Annotated in this window: 23 protein-coding genes; 12 read left to right on the top strand and 11 right to left on the bottom strand. The window is 72.7% G+C overall.

Going from position 1 to position 24,023, the window contains the following annotated elements:
• Positions 1-273 precede the first annotated feature (273 nt).
• The 3 genes from C892_RS0106515 to C892_RS0106525 all read left to right on the top strand — a co-directional run bounded on the left by C892_RS0106515 (position 274) and on the right by C892_RS0106525 (position 1,951).
• The gene (locus C892_RS0106515) at positions 274-912 is read left to right on the top strand and encodes a TetR/AcrR family transcriptional regulator (protein WP_017556561.1); all 639 of its coding nucleotides are present in this window, start codon (positions 274-276) and stop codon (positions 910-912) included.
• Between the two features lie 101 nt (positions 913-1,013).
• Complete coding sequence (locus tag C892_RS0106520; protein ID WP_017556562.1) at positions 1,014-1,529, top strand: DUF4245 domain-containing protein; 516 nt, start codon at positions 1,014-1,016, stop codon at positions 1,527-1,529.
• Positions 1,530-1,621: 92 nt separating this feature from the next.
• A complete protein-coding gene (locus C892_RS0106525; RefSeq protein WP_017556563.1) occupies positions 1,622-1,951 on the top strand; it encodes a hypothetical protein in 330 nt (109 codons plus the stop codon).
• Positions 1,952-2,095: 144 nt separating this feature from the next.
• Here C892_RS0106525 and C892_RS0106530 read toward each other — a convergent pair whose 3' ends face one another.
• Positions 2,096-3,061 (bottom strand): 4-hydroxy-3-methylbut-2-enyl diphosphate reductase, encoded by a 966-nt coding sequence (locus C892_RS0106530; RefSeq protein ID WP_017540208.1) that lies wholly within the window; start codon positions 3,059-3,061, stop codon positions 2,096-2,098.
• A gap of 299 nt (positions 3,062-3,360) precedes the next feature.
• Here C892_RS0106530 and C892_RS0106535 point away from each other — a divergent pair, with 299 nt between their 5' ends.
• The gene (locus C892_RS0106535) at positions 3,361-3,996 is read left to right on the top strand and encodes a DUF8129 domain-containing protein (protein WP_017556564.1); all 636 of its coding nucleotides are present in this window, start codon (positions 3,361-3,363) and stop codon (positions 3,994-3,996) included.
• Between the two features lie 69 nt (positions 3,997-4,065).
• Here C892_RS0106535 and C892_RS0106540 read toward each other — a convergent pair whose 3' ends face one another.
• Positions 4,066-5,070, bottom strand: coding sequence for a YbgA family protein (locus tag C892_RS0106540; RefSeq protein WP_275041812.1), 1,005 nt, complete (start codon positions 5,068-5,070; stop codon positions 4,066-4,068).
• Between the two features lie 74 nt (positions 5,071-5,144).
• On the opposite strand from C892_RS0106540, the gene C892_RS0106545 reads away from it, so the two are divergent.
• Positions 5,145-6,437: an FAD-binding domain-containing protein gene (locus C892_RS0106545; RefSeq protein WP_017556566.1), complete on the top strand. Its 1,293-nt coding sequence runs from the start codon at positions 5,145-5,147 to the stop codon at positions 6,435-6,437.
• Between the two features lie 24 nt (positions 6,438-6,461).
• Here C892_RS0106545 and C892_RS0106550 read toward each other — a convergent pair whose 3' ends face one another.
• The 3 genes from C892_RS0106550 to C892_RS0106560 form a co-directional block, all read right to left on the bottom strand.
• Positions 6,462-7,382 (bottom strand): MerR family transcriptional regulator, encoded by a 921-nt coding sequence (locus C892_RS0106550; RefSeq protein ID WP_017556567.1) that lies wholly within the window; start codon positions 7,380-7,382, stop codon positions 6,462-6,464.
• Positions 7,383-7,878: 496 nt separating this feature from the next.
• A complete protein-coding gene (locus C892_RS0106555) occupies positions 7,879-8,211 on the bottom strand; it encodes a transcriptional regulator (protein WP_017556568.1) in 333 nt (110 codons plus the stop codon).
• On the bottom strand, positions 8,208-8,681 hold the full coding sequence (locus tag C892_RS0106560; RefSeq protein WP_017556569.1) for a hypothetical protein: 474 nt from the start codon (positions 8,679-8,681) through the stop codon (positions 8,208-8,210). Before C892_RS0106560 ends, C892_RS0106555 begins: the two co-directional genes overlap by 4 nt.
• A 157-nt stretch (positions 8,682-8,838) precedes the next feature.
• Here C892_RS0106560 and C892_RS0106565 point away from each other — a divergent pair, with 157 nt between their 5' ends.
• The 4 genes from C892_RS0106565 (at position 8,839) to C892_RS0106580 (ending at position 12,411) form a co-directional block, all read left to right on the top strand.
• Complete coding sequence (locus C892_RS0106565) at positions 8,839-9,045, top strand: hypothetical protein (protein ID WP_017556570.1); 207 nt, start codon at positions 8,839-8,841, stop codon at positions 9,043-9,045.
• A gap of 919 nt (positions 9,046-9,964) precedes the next feature.
• Positions 9,965-10,798, top strand: a complete 834-nt coding sequence (locus tag C892_RS0106570) for a patatin-like phospholipase family protein (protein WP_017556571.1) — start codon at positions 9,965-9,967, stop codon at positions 10,796-10,798.
• An 84-nt stretch (positions 10,799-10,882) separates the two neighbouring features.
• Positions 10,883-12,109 carry an exodeoxyribonuclease VII large subunit gene (gene xseA, locus C892_RS0106575; RefSeq protein ID WP_017556572.1) on the top strand — a complete coding sequence of 409 codons (1,227 nt, stop codon included), beginning with the start codon at positions 10,883-10,885 and terminating at the stop codon, positions 12,107-12,109.
• 5 nt (positions 12,110-12,114) lie between these two features.
• Positions 12,115-12,411, top strand: a complete 297-nt coding sequence (locus tag C892_RS0106580; RefSeq protein WP_017540198.1) for an exodeoxyribonuclease VII small subunit — start codon at positions 12,115-12,117, stop codon at positions 12,409-12,411.
• Between the two features lie 885 nt (positions 12,412-13,296).
• Here the strand turns inward: C892_RS0106580 and C892_RS0106585 are convergent.
• The 4 genes from C892_RS0106585 to C892_RS0106600 all read right to left on the bottom strand — a co-directional run bounded on the left by C892_RS0106585 (position 13,297) and on the right by C892_RS0106600 (position 16,984).
• Positions 13,297-13,992, bottom strand: a complete 696-nt coding sequence (locus C892_RS0106585; RefSeq protein ID WP_017556573.1) for a class I SAM-dependent DNA methyltransferase — start codon at positions 13,990-13,992, stop codon at positions 13,297-13,299.
• Between the two features lie 156 nt (positions 13,993-14,148).
• A complete protein-coding gene (locus C892_RS0106590) occupies positions 14,149-14,820 on the bottom strand; it encodes a DUF6542 domain-containing protein (protein ID WP_017556574.1) in 672 nt (223 codons plus the stop codon).
• A 32-nt stretch (positions 14,821-14,852) separates the two neighbouring features.
• Entirely contained in the window at positions 14,853-16,355 is a 1,503-nt protein-coding gene (locus C892_RS0106595; RefSeq protein WP_017556575.1) for a DNA recombination protein RmuC, read from the bottom strand.
• Positions 16,356-16,369: 14 nt separating this feature from the next.
• Positions 16,370-16,984: a TetR/AcrR family transcriptional regulator gene (locus C892_RS0106600; RefSeq protein WP_017556576.1), complete on the bottom strand. Its 615-nt coding sequence runs from the start codon at positions 16,982-16,984 to the stop codon at positions 16,370-16,372.
• Positions 16,985-17,181: 197 nt separating this feature from the next.
• Between C892_RS0106600 and C892_RS0106605 the strand changes: the two genes are divergently transcribed.
• Positions 17,182-19,701, top strand: coding sequence for a beta-glucosidase family protein (locus C892_RS0106605; protein WP_017556577.1), 2,520 nt, complete (start codon positions 17,182-17,184; stop codon positions 19,699-19,701).
• Between the two features lie 26 nt (positions 19,702-19,727).
• Here C892_RS0106605 and C892_RS0106610 read toward each other — a convergent pair whose 3' ends face one another.
• Positions 19,728-20,789 carry a LacI family DNA-binding transcriptional regulator gene (locus C892_RS0106610; RefSeq protein WP_040685319.1) on the bottom strand — a complete coding sequence of 354 codons (1,062 nt, stop codon included), beginning with the start codon at positions 20,787-20,789 and terminating at the stop codon, positions 19,728-19,730.
• 239 nt (positions 20,790-21,028) lie between these two features.
• Here C892_RS0106610 and C892_RS0106615 point away from each other — a divergent pair, with 239 nt between their 5' ends.
• Together C892_RS0106615 and C892_RS0106620 are read left to right on the top strand one after the other, a co-directional pair.
• A complete protein-coding gene (locus C892_RS0106615) occupies positions 21,029-22,306 on the top strand; it encodes an MFS transporter (RefSeq protein ID WP_017556579.1) in 1,278 nt (425 codons plus the stop codon).
• Between the two features lie 43 nt (positions 22,307-22,349).
• The gene (locus C892_RS0106620; protein WP_017556580.1) at positions 22,350-23,045 is read left to right on the top strand and encodes an alpha/beta fold hydrolase; all 696 of its coding nucleotides are present in this window, start codon (positions 22,350-22,352) and stop codon (positions 23,043-23,045) included.
• A gap of 40 nt (positions 23,046-23,085) precedes the next feature.
• On the opposite strand, the gene C892_RS0106625 is transcribed toward C892_RS0106620, so the two are convergent.
• A complete protein-coding gene (locus tag C892_RS0106625; RefSeq protein ID WP_017540189.1) occupies positions 23,086-23,991 on the bottom strand; it encodes an FkbM family methyltransferase in 906 nt (301 codons plus the stop codon).
• Positions 23,992-24,023: the final 32 nt, after the last annotated feature.

Below are 24,023 nucleotides of genomic sequence, written 5' to 3' on the forward strand. Positions count from 1 at the left end.
TGAACTGGCTTGACGTCCTCTCTAGGGGTGGGCCCCGGGGGGTTCCTCGCGGTTGAAGGAGCGGAGCACGCCGTGGCCCCCGCCGGTTGGTCGGGCCGACCGGTGTGTCCTGCGTGTCCCGTCAGTACATCAAAGGACCGGGACGACCCCTCCTGAGGCGCGGACGGGTGTCCCGAATCTGATGCGCCCCGGCCCGAAGAAACGGGGCACCTCTGGAGCAGACCGGTAGCCTCGTCCTGAGGCGCGCAAGGAGATTAAGGACGGGACACTGACGTGACAGTCGACAAGGCCGAGACCGAGGGCAGGGCGGAGCGCGGCTCCGCGCGTGGCGCGGCGACCCGGAGCGCCCTGCTGGAGGCCGCTGCGCACGTCTTCCGGACGGTCGGGTTCTCCAAGGCGGGCGTCAGTGAGGTCGTCCAGCAGGCCGGGGCGAGCGTCGGCAGCCTCTACCACCACTTCGGCGGCAAGGCCGACCTGTTCCTCGCCCTGTACGAGGAGTTCCAGCAGCGCCAGCAGGAGCGCACCCACGCCGCGGTCAGCAAGGCGCGCGCGGAGGGCGAGACCGACCCGACCCGGCTGATGTACGCGTCGGCCCGCGCCTACCTCGACGGCTGCATCGAGGAGCGGGAGACCACCCGGCTCTTCTTCAGCGGCGACGGGCCGCCCGGCTTCGACTCCCAGCTGCGGGTGCGCCTGCGCGAGTGGACCGACCGCAACGTGGCGCTGTTCCGCAAGGCCGACGAGCCGGTCGACGAGGCGCTGCTCATGGTCGTCAGCGGCGCGATGCTGCTCGCGGTCTCGGAGGTCGTGCACCGCACCGACGACGACGCCCGGCGCCTGGCCGACGACGTCACCGAGCTGCTGTCGGAGCTGCGCCCGCGCCGCCGCGGGCAGGGCGGCACCGAGGCCTGAGCCGGAGGCCGGGCCGCGGCCTGAAGCGGTCTGAAGGGGGCGGAGGGCCACACCGGACCCGGTGCGGGCCACCGCCCGGGGTGCGGCAAGCTGGAACCATCATGAGTACGTACAACCGCGCCGACGCCTCCCTGGGCCCCATGGTGGTGGCGATGGGCGTCATCCTCGCGATCCTGATCCCCATGGCGCTGGTGGTGAAGTGGCGCAGCGGGGAGAACATCCCCAGCGTCGACTACGCCCCCCACGCCGCGGCCATGGAGCAGGAGGCCGACTTCCCCGTCCCCGCGCCGGCGGACCTGCCCGAGGGGTGGGTGCCCACCAGCACGGACATGACCGCAGACGGCGGGGCCTCCTGGACGGTCGGGTTCGCCACCCCGCAGGACCGCCACGCGGAGTACCTGGTCACCGGGGACGAGGAGGAGGCCATGGCGGCCGCCTCGGGGGAGTCCGACGGGACCGCGGAGGCCGGCGGGCGCGATTGGGAGCGCCGCGGCGCGGATTCCGAAGGCGACCGGGCCCTGCTCCACCGGGGCGAGGACGGCGCGTTCCTCGTGGTCAGCGGCGGAAGCGGATACGGCGAACTCGAGGAGCTGGCCGGGAGCCTGGCAGAGGGCTGATCGCCCTTGACTCTGTGCTTATACCGGGCGGGTAGCGTTTCGGTGACAGCCACATACCAGGGCGCGAACACGCCCGGCACGGAGCGGACACCATGATGGACGGCATACTCGACTGGCTTAAGGGACTCTTCGGCGATTCCGCCCAGGAGGCGGCCGACACTCTGCAGGGAACGGCCCAAGAGCAGGGGCAGCAGGTCACCGAAGAGGCACAGGGCTACGCCGAGCAGGCCCAGGACGCTGCGGGAGGCCTGGGGGACCAGGCGCAGGACGCCTACGGGGAGGCCGCGGGCGGCCTGCAGGACCAGGCGCAGGAGTACACGGACCAGGCCCAGAGCGCTGGGGAGTCCGTTCAGGACGTCGCCCAGGACCCGACGGCCGCCGCAGAGGACGCGTTCCGGAACGGGACCGAAGGCGAACGCTGACCTCAACGCCCGATGCGCATGACGGGCTCACCGTACGGGCCTTCACACACGTGATGGGGCCGCTCCCCCAGGGAGCGGCCCCATCGTCGTGTCGTGCCTGGCCTCTCGGGCCGTGCCGAGCGGCGCGGGGTCTCGGCCCCGCCGTCAGACGGTCTCTGCGCGCAGGTCGCGCCGCAGCTCCTTGGGCAGGGAGAAGGTCAGGCTCTCTTCGGCGGTCGTGACCGTCTCCACGTTGTCGAACCCGTGGCCGGAGAGCTGGTCGAGCAGCTCGCGCACCAGGATGTCGGGGACCGACGCGCCGCTGGTGACGCCGACGGTCGAGACGCCCTCCAGCCAGGACTCGTCCATCATGGAGGCGTTGTCGATCAGGTGGGCGGAGGTGGCGCCGGCCTCGAGGGCGACCTCCACCAGGCGGACCGAGTTGGAGGAGTTGTCCGAGCCGACCACGATCACCAGGTCGCACTCGGGCGCCATCGACTTGACGGCGTCCTGCCGGTTGGACGTGGCGTAGCAGATGTCGTCGCTGGGCGGGTCCAGCAGGTTGGGGAACCGCTCGCGCAGGGCGTCCACGGTCTGGTTGGTCTCGTCCACCGAGAGGGTGGTCTGGGACAGCCAGGAGACGTTGTCGGGGTTGCGCACCTCGACCTGGTCGACCTGGTCAGGGCTCTCGACGATCTGGATGTGGTCGGGGGCCTCGCCGCTGGTGCCTTCGACCTCCTCGTGGCCGATGTGGCCGATGAGGACGATGTCGCGGTCCTGGGAGGCGAAACGCTGCGCCTCCTTGTGCACCTTGGTCACCAGGGGGCAGGTCGCGTCGATGGTCTTGAGGCTGCGCTTCTCCGCCTCCTCGTGGACCATGGGCGAGACGCCGTGCGCGGAGAAGACGACGATCGCGCCCTCGGGGACCTCGTCGGTCTCCTCGACGAAGATGGCGCCGCGCTTCTCCAGCGTGCTGACCACGTGGGTGTTGTGCACGATCTGCTTGCGCACATAGATCGGCGCGCCGTACTGCTCAAGGGCCTTCTCGACCGTGACGACAGCGCGGTCCACCCCGGCGCAGTAGCCGCGGGGGTTGGCGAGCAGGACACGGCGGCGATTCGTCGCAGTCATGCCCCCATCCTAGGGGGCGTGGGCCGCCTGGGCGTCCTGATGTCGTCATCGCCACAAGACGGTCGGCGGCCCGCAGCGCGCGGGCCGCGGACGGGAAGCGCTGTGCAGCACCGGCGGAGGTGGGATAACGGTCAGCGATCGGTTCCGTCCCGAGATGGCGAATTCGTTCCCATTACGGGCCGGTTCAGGGGAGCCTGACTCCCCTATCCTGGTTGACTTGCGTACCCCCGTACGCCTATACCCCCGATAGCAGCCCATCCCCCGTACAGCACGGCGACAGCGGCAGGAGCCCCAGACCAATGTCGAACGCCTCGACCGTCAGCAAGCTCGTGACCATGGTGAAGGGCATCTTCGGGCGCAAGGAGAAGGCGGAGCCGGCGGCCCCGGCCGCCGCTCCCTCGGAGAAGCCCGCGGCCCCCGAGCAGCCGACGGAGCCGACCGCCGCCGAGACGGCGGAGACGAAGGCCGAGGCGGCCGAGCAGACGGCGACCGCGAAGGCCGCCCCTTCCGAGGAGGAGGCCCGCACCGAGGAGGGGCCGGGCGCGCAGGAGACCCCGGAGAAGGCCTCGGATGAGAAGGCCCCGGACCCCTCGGAGAGCGGCCAGGAGTCCGAGCAGGCGTCGAAGCCCGAGAAGCTGGTCGAGCCGGAGGAGCGCGAGGCGGTCGCCGAGGAGCTGTCCACCAACGAGGACGACACCCAGGTCGCCAGCGACGAGGTCCTGCAGAAGGTCCGCAAGGAGTCCGCGCCGACCGCCGAGGACCTCCCCGTCCCCGGCTACGACGAGTTGACCCTGCCCTCCATCCGCGCGCGCCTGCGCAAGCTCACCATCGACGAGGTGCGCCAGCTGCGCGCCTACGAGGTCGCCCACCAGGAGCGCCCGGAGTTCGTGAAGATGTACGACAACCGGATCACCAAGCTCCAGAACGCCGAGTAGCGCGGACCCCTCCCCGAACGGGGGCATGAGCAGGAGCGTGTGGCGGGCCGCAAGGCCCGGTTCGTCCCGTCAGCGCTTCACCAGCGCGTTGCGCAGGCCGAGGTCGGCAGGGAACGGGGCGAGGTAGGTCTGTTCCCGAGCCCAGGCGACCCCCTCCGCGGCGCAGTGGTGGCGCACCAGCGCCACGGGAAGCGTCAACGGGACGAGTCCTTGGCGGTAGGACTCGATCGCGTCGAGGATGTCGTGCCTGCGCTCGTCGTCCAGGTGGTCGCTCACCATCCCGAAGACGTGCTGCAGGACGTTGACGTGCCGTCCGGGCGTGGCCTTGTGCGTCAGAGCCTTCTGGAATCCCTCCCGGTACTCCCGGGCCAGCTCGGTCCGCTCGCGGGCGCCCGCCTGCGCGACCGTTCTGCCGAGCGAACGGTAGGCCTCCGGCGAGTGCGCCATGATCTGCAGCTTGTGGCGGGCGTGGAACTCCACGAGGTCCTTCGGTCGCCAGTCCCCGGAGAGCAGGTTCCTCAGCCGGGCGTGGGCGAACACCCTCTCGACGAAATGGTCGCGCAGGTCCGCGTCGGAGAGCCTGCCCTCCTCCTCGGTCGGCAGCCAGGGGACGAGGGTGGTCAGTCGGTCGGCGTAGGCTCCGCGCCCCTTCCCGTCGACACGCTTGCCGTCCTTGAACACCGGCAGACCGAACATGCCGCAGCTGGGCGACTTGTTCTTCAGCACGTATCCGTCGAGGCCTTCCAACTGCTCCCTGCGGCGGTCGGCGATCCCGCGCAGCGCATCGGTGTGGTCGGTCCCGCTCTTGGACGCGACCACGCGCGGACCTGCGTCGGAACGCTCCAAGCGAAGCGTCTCGCGCGGCACCCCCAGACCGATCTCCTCCTCAGGGCAGACGGGGACCCAGTCCACGTGGTCGCCCAGCCGATCGGTGAGGAACCGGTCCCGGCAGTGGCCGCCGTTGTAGCGCACGGGTTCGCCCAGGAGACAGCTTGATACGCCGATCCTGGGGCGATCCGCGGGCTCGTTCAGCTCCGCCTGATTCTGGTCGTCTGTGACCGAACGGTCGCTCATGGTTGTCAGAATACGTCGAGTGGCTGCGCAGGGCGGCTGCTTGACGCTTCGGGGGGACAGTGCGCACGTCGGTCATGCTCTTCACACGCGACCTGAGGGGCGAGGACAATCCCGCGCTCGCCGAGGCGGCCCGGAGCGACCGGGTCCTGCCCCTGTTCGTCGCCGACCCCTGGATCCTGGAGTGCAGCGCCCGCAACCGGGTCGCCTTCTTGGCCGAAGCGCTCGCCGAGCTGGACCTGGAGCTACGCGCGCTCGGTGGCGGGCTGGTCGTGCGCCGGGGGGAAACGGTCGCAGAAGCCTTGCGGGCTGCGAACACGGTGGGTGCCGACCGCATCCACCTGGCCGAGGACGTCGGGGCTTTCGCGGGCCGGCGCGCGCGGCGTCTGACCAAGGAGGCTGCGCAGGTCGGCATCGAGGTCGTCGGCCACCCAGGGGTCACTGTGGTCCCTCCCGGAAGCCTTCTGCCGTCTGGAGGAGGAGACCACTACAAGGTCTTCACTCCGTATTGGAAGGCCTGGGAGGTGGCCGACAGGCGCGCTGAGGCCCCAACGCCTCCCTCTCTCCGCCTGCCCGACGGCGTGGAGGCCGACCGTTCGCCGTACCCGGATCCGACCAGGGAAGGACTCGGTGTCCTGGCGCCGGGGCGGCTGCACGGCGGGGCCGACTCCGCCGAACGCCTCCGGGCTTGGCTAGCGGATGGGATCGCCTTGTACGAGAAGCACAGGGACGACCTCGCCGCCGACGCCACATCGCGCCTGAGTACCGATCTCAGGTTCGGGCGTGTCTCCCCGCTCGTACTGGAACGCGCCGCGCACCGGCAGGGAGAGGCGGGAGGCGCTTTCGTCCGTCAGCTGGCCTGGAGGGACTTCCACCATCAGGTCCTCAAGGCGTTTCCTGCCCTCCCCCGCGCCGACTACCGTCCGCGGAACGCGGAGTGGCACGACGACGAGGAAGCGTTCGCGGCTTGGGCCGAGGGGCGCACCGGTCTGCCCATCGTCGATGCCGGCATGCGGCAGCTGCTCCATGAAGGCTTCATGCACAACCGGGCCCGACTGATCACGGCGGGCTACCTGACCAGGATCCTGCGCGTGCACTGGAAGCGGGGGGCCGACCACTTCCATGCGCTGCTGACCGACGGGGATCTGGCCGACAACTACGGGAACTGGCAGTGGGTCGCCGGGACGGGCAACGACACACGGCCCAACCGCGGATTCAACCCGGTGCGGCAGGCGCTGCGCTATGACCCGCAGGGCGAGTACGTGCGCCGGTACGTCCCCGAACTCGCCCATGTTCCCGGAAGCGACGTCCACGAGCCCTGGAAGCTCCCGGGCGTCGCCTACCACCCGCCCCTTGAGACGCCGGCCTGACCGGGTCCCATCACGTCGCGGCCTTCAGGTGGCGGCCGCGATGTCCTTGGTGAGGATCGAGAGCGCATCGGGGAGGGTGGCCGAACACGCGTCCGACATGCCGCCGACGCCTCCCTGCCAGCCGAGGCCCGCCGTCATGAGCAGGGTGGCCTCCCGGAGGCCGGCCGAGGCCCTGCGGACCGCGCTGAGTGCCTCGGGGTCGGCCGATTCCGGCCGGTGGGACCAGACCACGACGGCCTTGGGGGCTGTGCGCCGGACGGCCGCTTCGATCGCGGCGATGGGCGTCGCCGCGCCGATCATGCGCCAGGCCACGCCGTTCTCGCTGAGCGCTGCGGCCAGTGCTTCCAGCGGCAGGGTGTGCAGCTCCGCGGGTGTGCAGGCCAGGATGATGTGACGCCGGTCGCGGATCCTCGGGCTTCGGTGTACCCGTCTCAGGGACGAGGAGATGCTCCAGGAGAGCATGTGCTCGACCTCCACGAACCGCTGGGTCGCGGCCCAAGCCGAGCCCATTCCGAAGAGGACGGGGCGGGCCACCTCGTCCCAGGTGTCCACGACACCGCGCGTCCTGAGGCGGTCTTCCAGCACGTCCTCCACCGTTGCGGCGTCCATCCGGATGGCGGCGCGGGTCACGCCGTGCAGCGCCGCTGAGGCGCTCCTCCCCGTTCCGGAGGCCGGTCCCCGCTGCGCGGGAACGCCAGGGGCGGCAGCGGGCTCGGAGGCCGGGCCGGACGCGGCCCGGGCGGCGGCATCGGCCGGTGTCATGCCCTCGGCGACCATGCGGCACATGTCGGTGAGCCGCCGCAGGTCCTCAGGGGTGTAGCGGCGGTGGCCCCCGGGCGAGCGGCCGGTGGCGCCGATTCCGTACCGGCGGTCCCAGCTGCGCAGCGTGGGCGGTGCGACGCCCAGCAGGTGCGCGACGGCGGAAGGGGGGAGGAGCGGTTCCATGGCGGTCCCCGAGTCGATGCGGAATCGATGCGCCTTGCCCCGCAACTCTAGGGCGCACAAGGCTGGGGGGCATCCGGTTCGGGGAGTCCGGAGCGGCACCCCCGTTGCGCCGCTTCGGGCCGGAGTGCCGCCGGAGAGCCGCCGCAGTGCGCCGCGAGAGCTGGAGGGGAGCGGCGTGGTGGCGGCTCGGGCCCCGCTCGCCCGACGGCAGGCCGTGCCGGTGCGGTCGGCGCTGGGATGCGCCCCGTCTCGACCGCACCGGCGCGGAACCCGTACACCAGGCCCGGTCAGATCCCTGGGGCAGAGACGCTCGCCGCCCCGTCGTCCACCCCGAGGAAGCGGACGAGGTGGTGGCGGGAGCAGATGGTCTCGGGGAAGTGGGGGCCGCTCTGGCCGCACTGCTCAGAGCCGTTTCGGCAGGGGCGTCGGTGCCCGGTGCGGCCATTGATGGCGCTTAGGGGAGGAGCTCGGCCCTGCCTGGACTGCTCACCCGGGATCAGCCCTCGACGATGGCCCTGAGGGCGGCGACGTGCGCGCGGTAGGCGGCGCGACCCTCCTTGGTGAGCGACAGCCAGACCCGCTGCCTGCTGTTCCGCTTGGCGCGGGTCTGCTGCACGTAGCCCTCGTCCATGAGGGCGCTGACCTGTTTGCTCAGAACCGAGGCGCTGACGCCGAGCCGCTCCTGGACGGTCGCGAACTCCACCTGCCCGGCCGCCCCGGCGGCGTCGAGCGCGGCGCAGATCTTCAGCCGGTTCGGCGGGTGAATGGTCGGGTTGAAGCCGTCGATCGGGGATTCAGCGGCGGACCCTGTCGCGGACTCGGCGCTCACGACGACTCGGCCCGGCGGTAGAAGGGGCTGGTCCGGCGGTGGTAGGGCCCGAAGGCGGCGATGAGCACGCCGACCGCGAGGCTCAGGGCGACCCAGACCCACGCCGAGTCGACCACGAGGTAGACGGCCGAGGCCGCGACCAGCAGCACCCCCGCGGGGACGAAGACCGGCCAGGTCTCGCGCCAGGTGAGCCAGCGCAGGACGCCCATCTGCTTGACCCCGTAGTGCGCGATGAGGGCGATGGCGATGAGGAAGGCGGCCACCCCGCCGAACGTGGCGCCCACGCCCACGGCGGTGTCGGGCAGCAGGGTGATCAGGCCGTAGGGGGCGACGACGGCGCCGAGCGCAGGGAAGTACCAGGCGGGCACCTTGACGGCCGCGACGTCGGACGTGAGCTGCTCGGCCTCGCGGAGGACCGCGGCGGCCTCGTCGGCGGAGGGGCGGGGCCTGTGCGGATCGTCGGTTTCCATGCTAGAAAGTGAAGCGTTGATTTTCCGGATCGTCAAGTGACGGAAACGGGCCGCCCGCGTCTGGCCGGCGTTCGTCTTCGAACGCCGAGGCCTGGACGGGGCGCGGTGCGGCCCGGCAACGCCCCCTTGCCCCCCGTCCGAACGTCAGGAGAGCACCGTGTCTGCGAACGCCCCCACCGCGAACAAGACGTCCCCTGCCCCTGCCACCGGTTCCGCGCTCTTGATCACGGCCGTTGCCGCCCTGTTCTCGTCCTCCCTGTTCGATGGGGGCCTGCAGATCGTGCTCATCGTCTCCGCCATCGCCGCGGTCTTCACCGCCAGCGTGATCTTCGGACGCAACGCCCGCACTGCCGGGAAGAAGTGACCCTGCCGCCGGTCGGACCGAAGCGCGGCGTCGCGTGCGGCCCGGTGCCTGCATCAGTGCTCGGCGTTCCGGACGAGAGGGACGCACACAGTGAACGCGTAGCGGAGTGACGCTGAGCGCGCCGCGCTTCAGTCATGCGCGGTGATGCGTCGGTCGAGCCCTCGTGAACGCCCTCGGCCGCAGAAGGAAATCCCGAGGGTGTCCCGTTCCGGAGCCCGCTCCGGCGACAGGGCGTCGGCGTGCCAGGAAGGGGCGGCGTAGCCGGTGCTCCGCCCCAGGCTGCCTGCCGGGGGGCGAGGCCCGCAGGTCAGGGGAGTAGGCGGCGACGAGAGGGCGGGGCGGTTCCGCTGGGCCGCTGGTCGGCCGTCGGGCCGGTGGTGGTGCGGGCAAGTGCCCGGGGCGAGTCGAGGTTTCGCCCTAAGGGCGCCTCGGGTGCATCGAGAGTGGTGAAATCGCCACCTGATGTGCGATTTCGTGGTGAATCCACCACTCTCGATGAGCCACCATGTTCCGTGCGCGGCAGGGTCCCGTACGGCGGCTCCGGCCGGTCGTCACCGGTGCCCGACGATCCTCTTCGTCTCGATGGCCTCCGCTGGAGTGGTGTCATCTCCGGCCGACCGGTTCAGCGCCATCGTCACGGCTCTGAGCCGGGCCCGAGCCGCCTTCGGAGGCTTGACCGGCGCCCCGCCCGCCGACGTCGGGCACGGCCGCCGACAGTTGCACCACGCCAGCGGATGCCCTCCTCGTCTCCTCCGCGACGGCCGACTCCGGCCACCACCTCTCGCCTCCCTCGTCCCCACCTGCGCAGTCGCGCGGCTCGCCCCCGCAGTCCGTGGCGGCCGTCACGGACCGGCATATTCTGGCCCGGGACGACCCCGTCGTGCCCGGCCCGTCCGGGCGGAGAGCGAGGAGGCTCGGCATGCGCAAGGCCCTGGTGCTCGGTGGCGGAGGGATCACCGGGATCGCCTGGGAGATCGGCATCCTGTCCTGGCTCCAGGAGGCCGGGCTGGACCTCGCCGACGCGGACCTCGTCGTCGGCACCTCCGCAGGTTCGGTGGTCGGCGCGCAGATCACCTCCGGCATGCCGCTCGCCAAGCTCTATGAACGCCAGCTGGCGCCCCCGAACGGGGAACGGTCCGCACACTTCTCCCGGGCCCGGCTGCTCCGCTTCGCCTGGTACTACCTGGCCGAGCGCGACCCCGACCGGGCCCGGGCGCGCATCGGCCGCGCCGCCCACCACCGGTCCAGCGCCTCCATCGCCGACCGCCGCGCCGTCATCGCGGGCCGCCTGGTCTCCCACGCCTGGCCCGACAGCGACCTGCGCATCACCGCCGTCGACGCCCACACCGGCCGCCGCAAGGTGTTCGACCGCCACAGCGGGGTGCCCATCGTGGACGCGGTCGCGGCCAGCTGCGCCGTGCCCGGGGTATGGCCGCCGGTGCCCGTCGGTGCCTCGGTCTACATGGACGGCGGCGTGCATTCGGCCGCCAACGCCGACGTCGCCGCCGGGTACGACCGCGTGGTCGTCCTCGCCCCGATCGCCGGCGGCGCGGGCCCCGTGCGGGGACCCGCCGACCAACTGGCCGAACTCCCCGGACAGCCCCGCACCGCGCTGATCACTCCGGACCGGGAGGCGGTGGCGGCCTTCGGCGGCAACCTCCTGGACCCCCGCTACCGAGCGCCGGCAGCGCGCGCGGGGCGGACCCAGGCCCCGGACGTCCTGCGCGCGGTCGGCGAGGTCTGGGACAGCTGACCACGCCAGGAAGGGGAAAGCGCGTCGGAGGGCCACGGCCCGCCGGACGGGGAACGGTCGTCGGGCTCCTCTAGGCTCTGACGCATGGGTATGGAGAGCACCCCCGAAGCGCCGCAGCCGGTGCGCGTGGTGATGCAGGCCGTCGGCGGGTGGATCGGGCGCCTCGGCCGGATCTGGGTCGAAGGGCAGATCGCCGAGCTGAACCGCCGAGGCGGCACCGCGTTCATCACCCTGCGCGACCCGGTCGCGAACGTGTCGGCGCGCGTGGTGTGCCCGATGCGGGTCCTGCAGGCGACGACGCCGGTGCCGGAGCCGGGGGCCCGTGTGGTCATCCACGCCAAGCCCGACTTCTACGTGGCGCGCGGGACGTTCTCCCTGCTGGCGCTGGAGATCAGGCACGTGGGGCTGGGAGAGCTGCTGGCCCGTCTGGAGCAGCTGCGCAAGACCCTGGCCGCCGAGGGCGTCTTCGACGAGGCGCGCAAGCGCGCGCTGCCGTTCCTGCCGGGCACGGTGGGGCTGATCTGCGGACGGGACTCGGCCGCCGAGCGCGATGTGCTGGAGAACGGGCGCCGCCGCTGGCCGGCGGTCCGCTTCGAGGTGCGCGAGGTGGCGGTGCAGGGCGACCGTGCGGTGGGCGAGGTGACCGAGGCGCTGAAGGAGCTGGACGGGCATCCCGGCGTCGACGTCATCATCATCGCGCGCGGCGGAGGGAGCCTGGAGGACCTCCTGCCGTTCTCTGACGAGGCGATGGTGCGCGCCGTGGCGGCGGCGGGCACGCCGGTGGTGAGCGCCATCGGGCACGAGCAGGACACGCCGCTGCTGGACTTCGTGGCCGACGTCCGGGCCTCGACGCCGACCGACGCGGCGAAGAAGACCATCCCGGATGTGGGGGAGCAGCTGGAGCTCATCCGGGGGCTGCGCCACCGCGCGCGCAGGGTGATCGAAGGCGGCATCGCCCGGGAGCTGTCGTGGCTGGAGGGGATGCGGTCGCGTCCGGTGCTGGCCAACCCGGTGCAGGAGATGGACCGGCTGACCGAGCAGGTGACGGGGCTGCGGGATCGCGCGCGCAGGTGCGTGACGGTGTCGCTGGACCGGGCGGGCGACGACTTGAGGCACACCCGCGCGCGCTTGCACGCGCTGTCGCCTGCGACCACGCTTGCACGGGGCTACGCGATCGTTCAGGGGCCTGACGGGGGAGTGGTCCGCTCGGCAGACGAGGTGAGCCAGGGCGACGAGCTGCGGCTTCGGTTCGCGGAGGACAGCCTGACGGCCGTCGCGGGCGAGAAGACGGACGATACCGGGGACGAGTGAGGGACATGCCGAAGAAGAGCACCGCCGAGGCTGAGGCGCCGGAGAAGCCGGACGAGAAGACGACGGGTGAGGAGCCCGAACTCAGCTACGAGGAAGCGCGCGAGGAACTGGACTCGGTCGTCCGCCGACTGGAGTCGGGCGGCCTGACCCTCAAGGAGTCGCTGGCCCTGTGGGAACGCGGGGAGCAGTTGGCGAAGACGTGCGAGCAGTGGCTCGAGGGGGCGAGGGCGAAGCTGGCGGTCGCCATGGAGGAGAACACCCCGGAGAACGGGGCCGAGAACGAGGGCGACGCCCCGTTCTAGATTGAGCAGGCGCACAACTCAACAGCGGCACGTTCGAGGATGAGGCCGGAATCAGTCCGCGTTCGATCGCGAATGCATAACGCCCTGCAGCGTTGCAGGCGGCGAAGGGAGAGCCCCGCGCCAGCGGGGATGGACCGCCGCGAACATCGGAACCCCCGCCCCGAGGAACGAGAGCCCCGCGCCAGCGGGGATGGACCGACCACACGACAGGGGCGGACACTTCCCCAGGCTTGCCTGCCGGGCGGCGGGCCGTTTGGGGTCGGGGTGGCCGGCGGCGACGACGGCCCGGCAGGTCCCCCGCTCCGGCCCGCCTGCCGGGCGGCGGGGTCGCAGGGGCGCTGGGTCGTGTCCGTGTCCGGCGCCGTGGTGCGGCTTGCGCCCGCTCACGTGCCGGTCCCGGGAGAAGCGGCCCTGGAACCGCGCCTGCAGGGCCGTCCCCCCCTTCCGTTGTTGATCTCGGGGAAGTCGACCTTATACCGGCCGGTACAAGGTCGACTTCCCCGAGATCAACGCGGCCCGCCCGCGGGGCCCGCGGGCGGCCCGGACGGCGCTGCGCGCGGTCCGGTACCGGACCACCCCGGCCCCAGGCGGCCTGCCGCCCGGCAGGAGCGCGCGAGCGGGGTACCTGCCGGGCCGTCGTCGCCGCCGACCACCCGGACCGCCAGGAGCCCGCCGCCCGGCAAGCAGGCCCGGGCCAGCACCCGCCTCTCCTCGCCGCCGCCGGCCACCCCGGCCCCGAACGGCCCGCCGCCCGGCCGGAGCCCGGGAGCGGGGCACCCGCCGGGCCGTCGGACGGCGTCCATTCGCGTCCGTTGCCGGTGTCGGCGGATGCCCTGATAGGACCTGGACGTCCGTGGGCTCCTCGATCGACCTGTCGTTGCAGTACTACCTCTGCCAGGCGTAGACCGCCGACAGCGGGATGTTCTTGAACTTCTCCCACTTCGGCTTCAGCTGCAGCCAGCGGTCGTCGATGATGCCCTCGTGCATCTCGGCCAGCCGCCATCCTGCGGCCACGCCCGCGCGTACGTGGTCGCTGACCAGGTGCACGTGGGTCTGGATCGCGAACGACCGGCCCTCATCGTCCGTGTAGTGGGTCGGCATCCCCGCCGTGATCATGAACTGCGGGTGGTAGGTCACGATCACCATCCACCCGCCGGGCCGCGTCAGCCGCGCCGCCTCCTCGTACAGCGGACCCACTTCCGGCAGGTGCTCGTCGATCAGCGAAGAGATGACCAGGTCGTAGGCGCCGCTCTCCAAACCGCTCTCGGTCGCGTCGGCGACGCCGAGGCTCTCGTGAGCCCCCTTCTGCTTCGCGATCTCCAGCATCTCGGGCGTCAGGTCGACCCCGTCGATCCGTTGCGCGCCCTTGCCGTGCAGCCACTCGCCGGTCCGACCCGTCCCGCACCCAAGGTCGGCCGCGCGCCGCACCGACGCCCACTCCGGCCCGCTCAGGCGCTCCAGAAGGTCGATGTCCATCAGGTCCTCGACCGTGCGCTCGTACGTCTGCGCCCAGGCGCCGTACCCGGCGGCGACGTCGACGGTCTCGTACCCACGGGTGTCGAATTCGGAGAAGGGGATCATGCCGGGCAGTCTGCCAGCGCATTTCGGGAGCCGAAACCGGTTTTCCGTGCGCCCCCTGCTCTCCCGGCTGCTCCCGTCGGCCCATTCGGCCTCGGTGCTTCAATGGGGGCAGCGCTCGGCCCCCAGACTCCCCCCCCGGGGGGCCGCTGACCTCACTCAGGTGCGCGGCCGACGCCCGTTGAGTTCGTCGCTGAAGTCCCGCACGTTGGACGGCAGTCCGCGGAACACCGCGATGATCAGCACCAGCGCCGTGCCGAGGAACAGCCACGGGGCGATGTCGGCCAGCCGTGTCCCCATGCCGAGCGCCAGCCCGCGCACGAAGCCGTTGCTTCCCAGCGTCAGGACGCACTCCGCCGCCACCGCGGCCGTGAAGTAGGCCAGCGGAGGGCTCACCGTCAGGCCGAGCAGGTCCGACGGCCGCACCAGCAGCGCCGCCGCCACGCACGCGACCACGAACGCCCCGCCGTTGAGGAAGGTCCACCCGGTGGCCTCCGCCGTCAGCGCGGCCGACAGGCTCGCGGCCATGATCACCAGGACGCCGCCGCGCCCGGTCAGCCGGACGCCGCCGCTCTGCTGCGCCTTGGTCTGTACCTTGCTCTGCGTCTTCTTCGGGCGGGCCGGCGCCGCGGCCGGATTCGGCTTGGCGCCCTTCCCGCCCCTCCCGGTCGCCCCGGGCTTCGTGGTCGTCGTCGCAGCCACCTGCCGCCCCCTCTTCGGCGTGCCCTTCGCGCCTGCGGCCGCCCTCTTGCCTCCGTGCCGGCGGGGCGGCGGAGGCACGAAGAAGGGAGCCCGAGGGTCCTCGGGCGTCTCCGTGTTCCGCGTGGCCATACCCGCACGCTCCCTTGTATGACTCACAGTGTTCAGTGTGTCACTCGTGGTGAGTATTCTTGCTCTTTCTCGGAACTCGTGTCGTCCCCGTCTTCCGGATCCGATGGCCCGAAAGCGCCTCCGTACAGTTCGACGCGGGTCGTGTCCGAGCGGTCGTCCGTCTCCTCGTGCCCGTTTCCGGCCTGCACAACCGTGGCTTCCGGCCCTGGCCGATCCAGGCCGGACGCGTGCTCCGCGCCTCCTTCGGCCACGTTCTCCGCACCCTTGACGCCCCCGGCTGCTCCGGCGCCCCCGGCGCCCTCCGCGGCCCGCGCCGCAGCGTCCGTCAGCTCGGCCGACGCCAGCGGCCGTGCCTGCTCCTCGATCCCCCGCGGGGCGTCCAGCTCGTCCTCGACCAGCCCCAGCTCCTCGAAGCGCCGCGCCGTCACCAGCACCCGGCTCTCCAGCGAGCCCACCGTCTGGTTGTAGGAGGCCACCGCCCGCGAGAGCGCCCGGCCCAGCCCGTCCACGTGGCCGCCCAGCGTCGCCAGCCGCGCGTGCAGCTGCTTGCCCAGCTCGAACACCGCGCGCGCGTTCTCGCTCAGCGCCTCCTGCTGCCAGGCGTACTGGGCCGTCCGCAGCAGCGACACCAGCGTCGTCGGCGTCGCGATGTGCACACGCCGCCCCATCGCGTACTCCAGCAGTCCCGCGTCCTCCTCCAGGGCCGGGGCCAGGAACGCCTCCCCGGGGATGAACAGCACGACGAACTCGGGCGCCGGGTCGAACGCCTTCCAGTACGCCTTGCCCGAGAGCTGGTCGACGTGCGCCCGAAGGTGCCGGGCGTGGGCGCGCAGCCGCTCGGCCCGTACGTCCTCCTCGTCGGTCTCTGCCGCTTCCAGGTAGGCCGCCAGTGACACCTTCGAGTCCACGACGATGTTCTTGCCGCCGGCCAGGCGCACCACCATGTCCGGCCGCTGGAGCCCGTCGTCGGTGCGGACGCTCGCCTGCTCGTCGAAGTCGCAGTAGGAGCTCATCCCGGCCATCTCGGCCACGCGCCGCAGCTGCATCTCTCCCCAGCGCCCGCGCGCTTCGGGGCGCCGCAGGGCCGTCACCAGCGCGCGCGTCTGGTCGCGCAGCCGGTCCGACCCCTCCCGCACGAACTCGACCTGCTTGGCCAGCTCGGCGTGGGCGGCCTTGCGCCCTGCGTCCGCCTCCCGCAGCTGTCCCTCGACCTTGGCCAGCGCCTGCTGCAGGGGCTCGACGAGCTTCTCCACGGCCTGGCGCCGCTGCTCCATGTCCTGGCCGGCCTCGGCGCCCACGGCCCGCATCCGGCCCTCCGCCAGTTCCAGGAAGCGCTGACTGGTGGTGTCCAAGGCCTCCGCCGACAACGCCCGGAACCGGTCGCCCAGCTGCTCCTCGATGTAGGCGGCGCGCTCCTCGGCGGCCCGTGCCCGGGCGTGCGTCTCGGCGGTGCGGCCGCGGGCCAGCATCCACCCCAAGGCCGCCCCGATGGCCAGTCCCACCAGAAGCACCAGGATCATCTCAAGGCCGTTCATGGCGGCCTATGCTCTCAATCCTCGGCGTCCCGGGCCTTTCCGCCACGCGCGGGACCGGTCAGGACATCCATCAGGGTGCGCACGAGACGGGGCATGTCGACCGCGCCGGGGTCGTGCAGCCACTGTGTCTGCAGCCCGTCCATGGCGGCGATGAGCAGGGCGGCCGCCTCGTCGGGACCGACCCCGGACGGCAGCCGGTCGCCGTGCTCCTTGCGGATCCGCCCTTCCACCTCCCCGCGCAGCCGCTCGAAGCGGTCGCGGAAGTACTCCTGCGCCGGGTGGCCCTCGGTGACGGACTCGGCGCTGAGCACCGTGTACACCTGCACGATGCCGGGTCGCTCCACGTTGCGGCGCACGACCTCGGCCAGGTCGACGCGCCCGTCCTCCTCCGCTGCCGCGTCCGCGTCCACCTCGTCGCGGCGGTTGAGCAGGGCGACCAGCAGCGCCTGCTTGCTGGGGAAGTAGTGCAGCAGGCCCTGCTGCGTCAGGCCCGCCCGCTCGGCGACCTTGGCCAGCGAGGTGCCGTTGTAGCCGCCGGCGGCGAACTCCTCCAGTGCGGCGTCGAGGATCGCGTCCCGCCGCCCGCCCGGTGCGTACCCGGGACGACGCCGCCCCCGCTCTGCTGCCATCGCGCCTGTCCCTTCGCTCGGTGCCGTGAGAGTACCCGGACCCCTCTGCTGCCCGCATTCGCGGTGCACCGCCCCAGGGGGCTGGCACGCCGCCGGGACGCGGCCTAGACTCGGCGAAGCAGGCACCTACCGAGTACTCGGTAAGTGAACTGTGCCACCCGCGCCAGGCGGCGCGCCGACCCCGAGGGGGAACCGCCATGCCCGCACCCGCACCGCACGGATCCGCAGCAGACGAGCGGCGGGAGCGCCGCGTCGACGAGGCGCTCGCCCGGCTCGACCTGGAGGGCAAGGTCCGCCTGCTCTCCGGTGCCACGGCGTGGGCGCTCGCCCCCGCCCCCGAGATCGGCCTGGGGCGGCTGGTCATGTCCGACGGCCCGGTCGGCGTCCGCGGGGAGCGCTGGACGCCGGACGACCCGTCCGTCCAGCTGCCCAGCCCGACCGCGCTCGCCGCCACCTGGGACCCGGAACTGATCCGGCGCGCAGGCCGACTGCTCGCCCAAGAGGCCCGCCGCAAGGGGGTGCACGTGCTCCTCGCCCCCACCGTCAACATGCACCGCAGCCCGCTCGGCGGCCGCCACTTCGAGTGCTATTCCGAGGACCCCCGCCTGACCGGGGTGATCGGCGCGGCCTACGTGGGCGGCGTTCAGGAAGGCGGCGTGGGGACCACCGTCAAGCACTTCGTCGCCAACGACGCCGAGACCGACCGCTTCACGGTCGACAACCGCGTCGGCGAGCGCGCGCTGCGCGAGATCTACCTGGCGCCCTTCGAGCACATCGTCGCCGAGGCCCGCCCCTGGGGTGTGATGGCCGCCTACAACAAGGTCAACGGCACCACCATGACCGAGCACACGGAGCTCAACTCCGTCCTGCGCGACGAGTTCGGCTTCGACGGGTTCATCGTCTCGGACTGGACGGCCGCCCGGGACACGGTGCGCGATGCGCTCGCCGGTATGGACGCGGCGATGCCCGGCCCCCGCACCGTCTACGGTGAGCACCTGGTGGCCGCCGTCCGCGACGGCCGTGTGCCCGAATCCGCCGTAGACGCCATGGCGCGCCGCATGCTCACGCTCGCCGCGCGCGTTGGCCTGCTGGAGGGCGCCGACCCGGTCGTTCCGCGATCCGAACTGCCCGAGCCCCTGGACGGCCGGTCCGTCGCCCGGGAGGTCGCTGCGCGCTCCTTCGTCCTTCTCCGCAATGAAGACCGCACCCTCCCGCTCGATGTCCGGGGCGGCGTCCGCAAGGTGGCACTGATCGGGCTCGCGGCCTCGGAGGCGCGCACGAGCGGGGGCGGAAGCGCAACCGTGTTCTCCGAGCGCACCATCACGCCCCTTGAAGGGCTGCGCGATGCCCTGCCCGACGGTGTGGAGCTCACCTACAGCGTGGGCGCCGACCCTCGCGAGCACCATCCGCCGATGCCCGGTCCCCTGACGGCCTCCTTCTACGATGCCGAGGAGAGGTGTGTGGCGTCCGAAGCCCTCACCGACGGCACGGCGCGCTGGATCGGCGAGCTTCCGGAAGGCGCGGTCCCCGGGACCCTGGCGAAGGTCGTCGCCTCGGGGACCTTCACCCCGGGCACCTCAGGGGCGCACACCTTCGCCGTTGCGGGGGTCGGCCGGTTCGTCCTGAAGGTCGGCGGCGCCACGCTCTTCGACGGCACGATCGACCCCGAGGGCGGCGACCCCGCAACCGCCTTCCTCCACCCGCCCCGGAGGGAGGTCACCGTGGACCTCTCTGAAGGCGAGGAGGTCGAGGTCGAACTCTCCCATGCCACCACGGGCGCGCCGATGGGCGACTTCGCCTTCGTCGGGTTCAGCCTCGAACACGGCGACCCGATGGCGGACGGCGACACGCTGATCAACGAGGCGGTCGCCGCCGCGGCCGACGCCGACGTGGCGGTGGTCATCGCCGCCACCACCGAGGACGTGGAGTCCGAAGGGTTCGACCGCACCACGCTCGCGCTGCCCGGCCGCCAGGACGAGCTGGTGGCGCGCGTGGCCGGGGCCGCCCCGCGCACGGTCGCGGTGGTCAACGCGGGCTCGCCGGTGCTCATGCCCTGGCGCGACCGGGTCGACGCGGCGCTGCTCACCTGGTTCGGCGGGCAGGAGCTGGGGGCGGCCCTGGCCGACGTGCTGCTGGGGGAGCAGGAGCCCGGCGGTCGCCTGCCCACCACTTGGCCGGCCGAGGAGAAGGACGTGCCGGTCTGGGACGTCGCGCCGACCGACGGGAACCTGGACTACGACGAGGGCGTGTTCATCGGCTACCGCGCCTGGGAGCGTGCCGAGGCGGGCCCGGCGTTCTGGTTCGGCCACGGCCTGACCTACACCGACTGGTCCTACGACGGTGTCGAGGCCGATCCCGGGGGCGCCCCCGAGGCCACGGGCGGCGGTGCCGGTCTGGCCCGGGTCCGCGTGAGCGTCACCAACACCGGGGAGCGCACCGGCCGCGAGGTCGTCCAGGTCTATCTGGCCCCGAAGGACCCCGGGGACCGCCCGGTCCGCTGGCTGGCCGGGTTCGCGACGGTCCAAGCGGGCCCGGGGGAGACCACCGAGGCCCTGCTGGACATCCCCCGGCGCGCCGCGGAGACGTGGGACGAGCAGGCCCGCGCGTGGACTCTGGTCCCCGGCGCCTACGACGTCCTCGTCGGGCGCTCCTACGCGGACCTGAGGCTGTCGTCGGAAATCACGGTCGAAACGGTCGAAGGGAAGGGGAAGCGGTAACGCGGGGCCGGCCCGTGATCGCTGTTTCAGGACGGGCGGGGCGACCGGGACGACTGGGACTGGGACTGCGACGACGAGGACGAGGACGACTCGCGGATGCGCAGCTCCGGCGTCCACAGGTTAAGGTCCTGTTCGGCCCCGTCCGCCCCCGCTATGAGGGAGACGAGGCGCTCAGCGGCCTCGGCGGGGGCGCATTCGGCCCTCAGAGCCACCGAGGTCAGCCGCGGTCTGAGCATCCCGCACAGGGGAAGGTCGTCGCCCCCTACCAGCCGGAGTCGGCCGGGCACGTCCACACCGGCGTCGATCAGCGCCGAGAGCAGGAGCCCCGCATGCTCGTCGTTGTAGCCGAACACCCCGTCGGGCAGGCCGTCCCGGAGCCACTCCTGCACGATGCGGGAGGCGTCCTCGGGCGTCTCCCGCATCTCCGCGCGGCGCAGGGCCGCTCCGGAGCCGGTCACGGCCTCCGCAACGCCCTCGGCACGCGCCTCGCCCATCTCCTTGAGGGCGGGCTCGGCAGGCACCACGGCCACGACGTCGCGGCACCCCTGCTCCGTCAGATGCCGACCGGCCACCGTGCCCATCCCCCGATGGTCCAGGACCAGCGTGGGAAGGTCGGGGTCGGCCTTCCCCCCGGAGGCCACCAGCACCGTCCCCGAGCGCCGCATCAGGTCCTTGGCCGCCCGCGTGAGGCGGTGTCCCTCGGTGATCACGGCCGCGGGGCGGAGCCGCGCCCACCGGCGGGCGGCCTTCACCCCTCGGGAGGCCCCGTCTCCGTGCAGGACCAGCGTGAAACCGCGGTCCCGCAGCTCGTCGGCCAGCCCGGCCAGGAAGCGCGCCGCCAGGGGGCCGAGCGTGACCGCCGGCATCGCATAGACGACCAGGTCGCTCCGGCCCGTGCGCAGCGAGCGCGCGCTTGCGTGCGGGACGTACCCCATCTCCTCGGCGGCCTCGGAGACCCGGCGGCGGGTGGCCTCGGGGATCCGCGCGCCCGGGGTGTCGTTGAGGACGTACGACACCGTGGCCGTGGACACCCCGGCGTGCCGGGCGATGTCGGTGATGGTCGGTGGTCGGGGGCGGGTCGCGCTCATCGCGTCCATTCTGCCGTGCCGAACCGCGCCCGGAGCGCGGACGGCCGTTCGACGGGCGCGCGGTCGGCTCGCGGTCGGCGTGCGGGGGCGAGCGAGAGGGGCATGCGGGGCGAACAACAATCCGCCGAACACCCGTTGACGCCCGGGCTGCGCTCGCCTAGGTTAAACGTGTAATCAGCGCACGACCTGGGGGGATGTGCCGATCCATCGCCGTGTCCGCCGTGCGAAGGAGACCCCCTGTGTCCCTGCCCAGCCCCTCCAGCACCCCGGCCCCCGCACGCCGCCCCTGGGGCCGCCGCGGCCTCTCCCGGTTCCTCGCCCTCTACGCCACCGCCAACCTCGCCCTGTACGCCATGTACCTCGGCGTGGTCGGCATCCTGCTACCGGTCCAGGTGGAGGCCTTCGACCCGGCCGCCAAAGAGGTCAACCTCGCCGTTGTCACCGGCGTCAGCGCCGTCTTCGCCACCCTGTTCAACCCCATCGGGGGCATGCTCTCGGACCGCACCCGCACCCGCTGGGGGCGCCGCAACCCCTGGCTGATCGGGGGCTCCCTCGGCGCCGTGGCCTTCCTCGCCGTCATGGGGCTGTCCCCGGCGCTGTGGCTCCTGGCGGTGGGCTGGTGCGCCGCCCAGGCCATGGGCAACGTCTACCAGGCCGCCATAACCGCGACCGTCCCCGACCGGGTCCCCGCCGAGCGGCGCGGCAGCGCCTCGGCCGTCATGGGCATCGCCCAGTCGGTGGGCATGGTGGCCGGCAGCGTGGTCGCCGCCCGCTTCGTCGGCCGGCTCGAACTGGGCTACATCCTGCTGGGCGCGGCCATCGTGGTGGTCGCGGTGCTGTTCACCGCCCTGACCCACGACCCGCGCGGCGCCGAGCTCCCGCCCCGCGCGGCCGCCGGCCCCAACCCGCTGCTCGCCCAGGTCAGGGGCTTCGGCACCGCCCTGCGCAGCCCCGACTTCACCTGGGCGTTCACCAGCCGCGCACTCATGATGATGGGCTTCTTCGCGATCCTGGGCTACCAGGTCTACATCCTGTCCGACTACATCGAGCTGCCCGGCGGCCTGGCCCCTACCGACGCGGTCCCCCTGCTCACCCTGGCCAACACCGCGCTGACCGTGGCCTGCACGGCGGTCATCGGCCCGCTGTCGGACCGGATGGGCCGGCGCAAGCCGTTCGTGCTCATCGCCGGCCTGATCGCGGCGGCGGGCACCCTGGTGCCGGTCTTCGTCCCCACCTTCGCGGGGATCCTCGTCTGGGCGACCATCGCCGGGGCCGCGTTCGGGGTCTTCATGGCCGCCGACCACGCCATCGTCACCCTGGTGCTGCCCGCCGGCTCCGACGCCGCCCGCGACCTGGGCGTGCTCAACATCGCCAACGCCGGCCCCCAGATCATCGCCCCGTTCGTGGCGGGCGGGATCGTCGTGCTCTTCGGCGGCTACCTGTACCTGTTCATCGTCGGCGCGGTCCTGTCCCTGCTCGGGGCGCTGGCCATCACCCGCGTCAAGGCCGTCGCCTGACCGGCGGCGCCGCCCACCACCGGAACGGAAGGGGTCCACCACCATGCGGCTCAACGTGCACACCAGCGGCGAGGGCGACCGGACCGCGCTGCTCGTCCACGGCGCCATGTCCGACCACCGGACCTGGCACGCGGTCGAGGACGCGCTCCTGGCCCGCGGGTACCGCGTCGTCGCCCCCGACATGCGCGGGCACGGCCGGAGCCCGCGCGGTGCCTACACCCCCGAGCTGCTCGCCCGGGACCTGGCCGAGAACCTGCCCCAGGGTGCCGAGGTGGCGATCGGCCACTCGATGGGCGGGCTGGCGCTATCGCTGGCCGTGGAGCGCCTGAGGCCGCGGCGCGCCGTCTACTACGACCCGGGGTGGCTGTTCACCGCGGTCCGCGACGGCGACATCGCGGCGATGCGGAAGATGGTCGCCACCGCCGACGCCGAGGCGATCGCCGCGGCCAACCCCCGTTGGAGCCCGGACGACGTGAAGGCCGAGGCGGCGGGCTTCGCCCTGTTCGACCCCGACTTCTTCACCATGATCACCGACTGCGCGGGGCAGGACCTCTTCCCCGCCCGTCCGGTGGTGCCGTCGCTGGTGCAGCTGGCCGACCCCAGCTTCACCATCTCCCCTGAGGCGGCCGCGGAGCTGAAGGAACGGGGCTTCGAGGTGCGCGTGGTCGCGGGGACCGGGCACTGCAGTCACCGCGATGATTTCGACGCCTACATGGCGAGCCTCGACGGCTGGATCTGACCCCCTGAGAGCCGATCCCACCGGGCCGCCGTCGACACCGTCACCCGCACTCGTCGATGGCGGCCCGCCACGCCTGGGCGCTGCGCCACAGCCCCTCAGGGGCGGGCGTGGGGGCGAACAGCCACATCCCGCCGCGTTTGGAGGCGCCGCTCTCAGAGATCGACGGCCGCGGTTCGTAGGGAGGTCTGCCGGAGATCCGGTACCAGTGGTAGTCCAGCGGCTCCAGGAGGGCCGTGAGGCGGTGGCCGATACCGTGCCCGGGGCGCACCTCGCACAGCACCCAGGGGCGGAAGCGCCGCAGGACCTCCAGCCCGCCGGAGATGACGTCGGGCTCGGACGCGCACGCGGAGATCTTCACGACCGACGGCAGGACCCCGGCCTCCTCCCGCCAGTGCGACAGCGGCCGCACCGGCACGACCACCCTGCCTCTCGCATGGCCCGCGGCGGGCAGCAGCGAGTTGGACGCGTCGTCGGGGGAGAGGCGCAGCAGGCCGGTTCCGCTGTGGTTGCTCAGCGCCAGGTCCACGACCTCCACGCCCAGCCCGTTGTCGGCGGCGATGGCGCGCGCCGCGCGCGCGGCCCGCGGGGCGGGTTCGAAGGCGATCACCCTGCGCCGGGTGCGCGCCGCTGCCAGGGCCGCGTACACGCCCACGTTGGCGCCCACATCGAGCACGGCGCCGGGGCGGGCATGCTCCAGGACCGCGAGGAAGCAGGCCAGGGCCTCGGGCCGGTAGCCGGGCAACCCGCGCGCGTGCAGGCGCCCGGGGGTCCACAGGTCGCCCGGCGCGCGCACCGACAGGGCGTCGGGGCCGGTGCGGGGTGCCCCGGCGCGTCGCGGCAGCCGCAGCTCGAACCGGCGCACCCGGGGCGGGACGTGCTCGGGATCGATGCCGCCGAGGCTGACCGGGAGCCGGATCCGGATCCTGCGGGTGGCGTGGCGCACCACGGGATGGCGTTGAACGAACGCTCGAACCTGTC

Origin of the sequence: Nocardiopsis baichengensis YIM 90130, from assembly GCF_000341205.1 — a bacterium.
Lineage (GTDB): Bacteria > Actinomycetota > Actinomycetes > Streptosporangiales > Streptosporangiaceae > Nocardiopsis_A > Nocardiopsis_A halophila.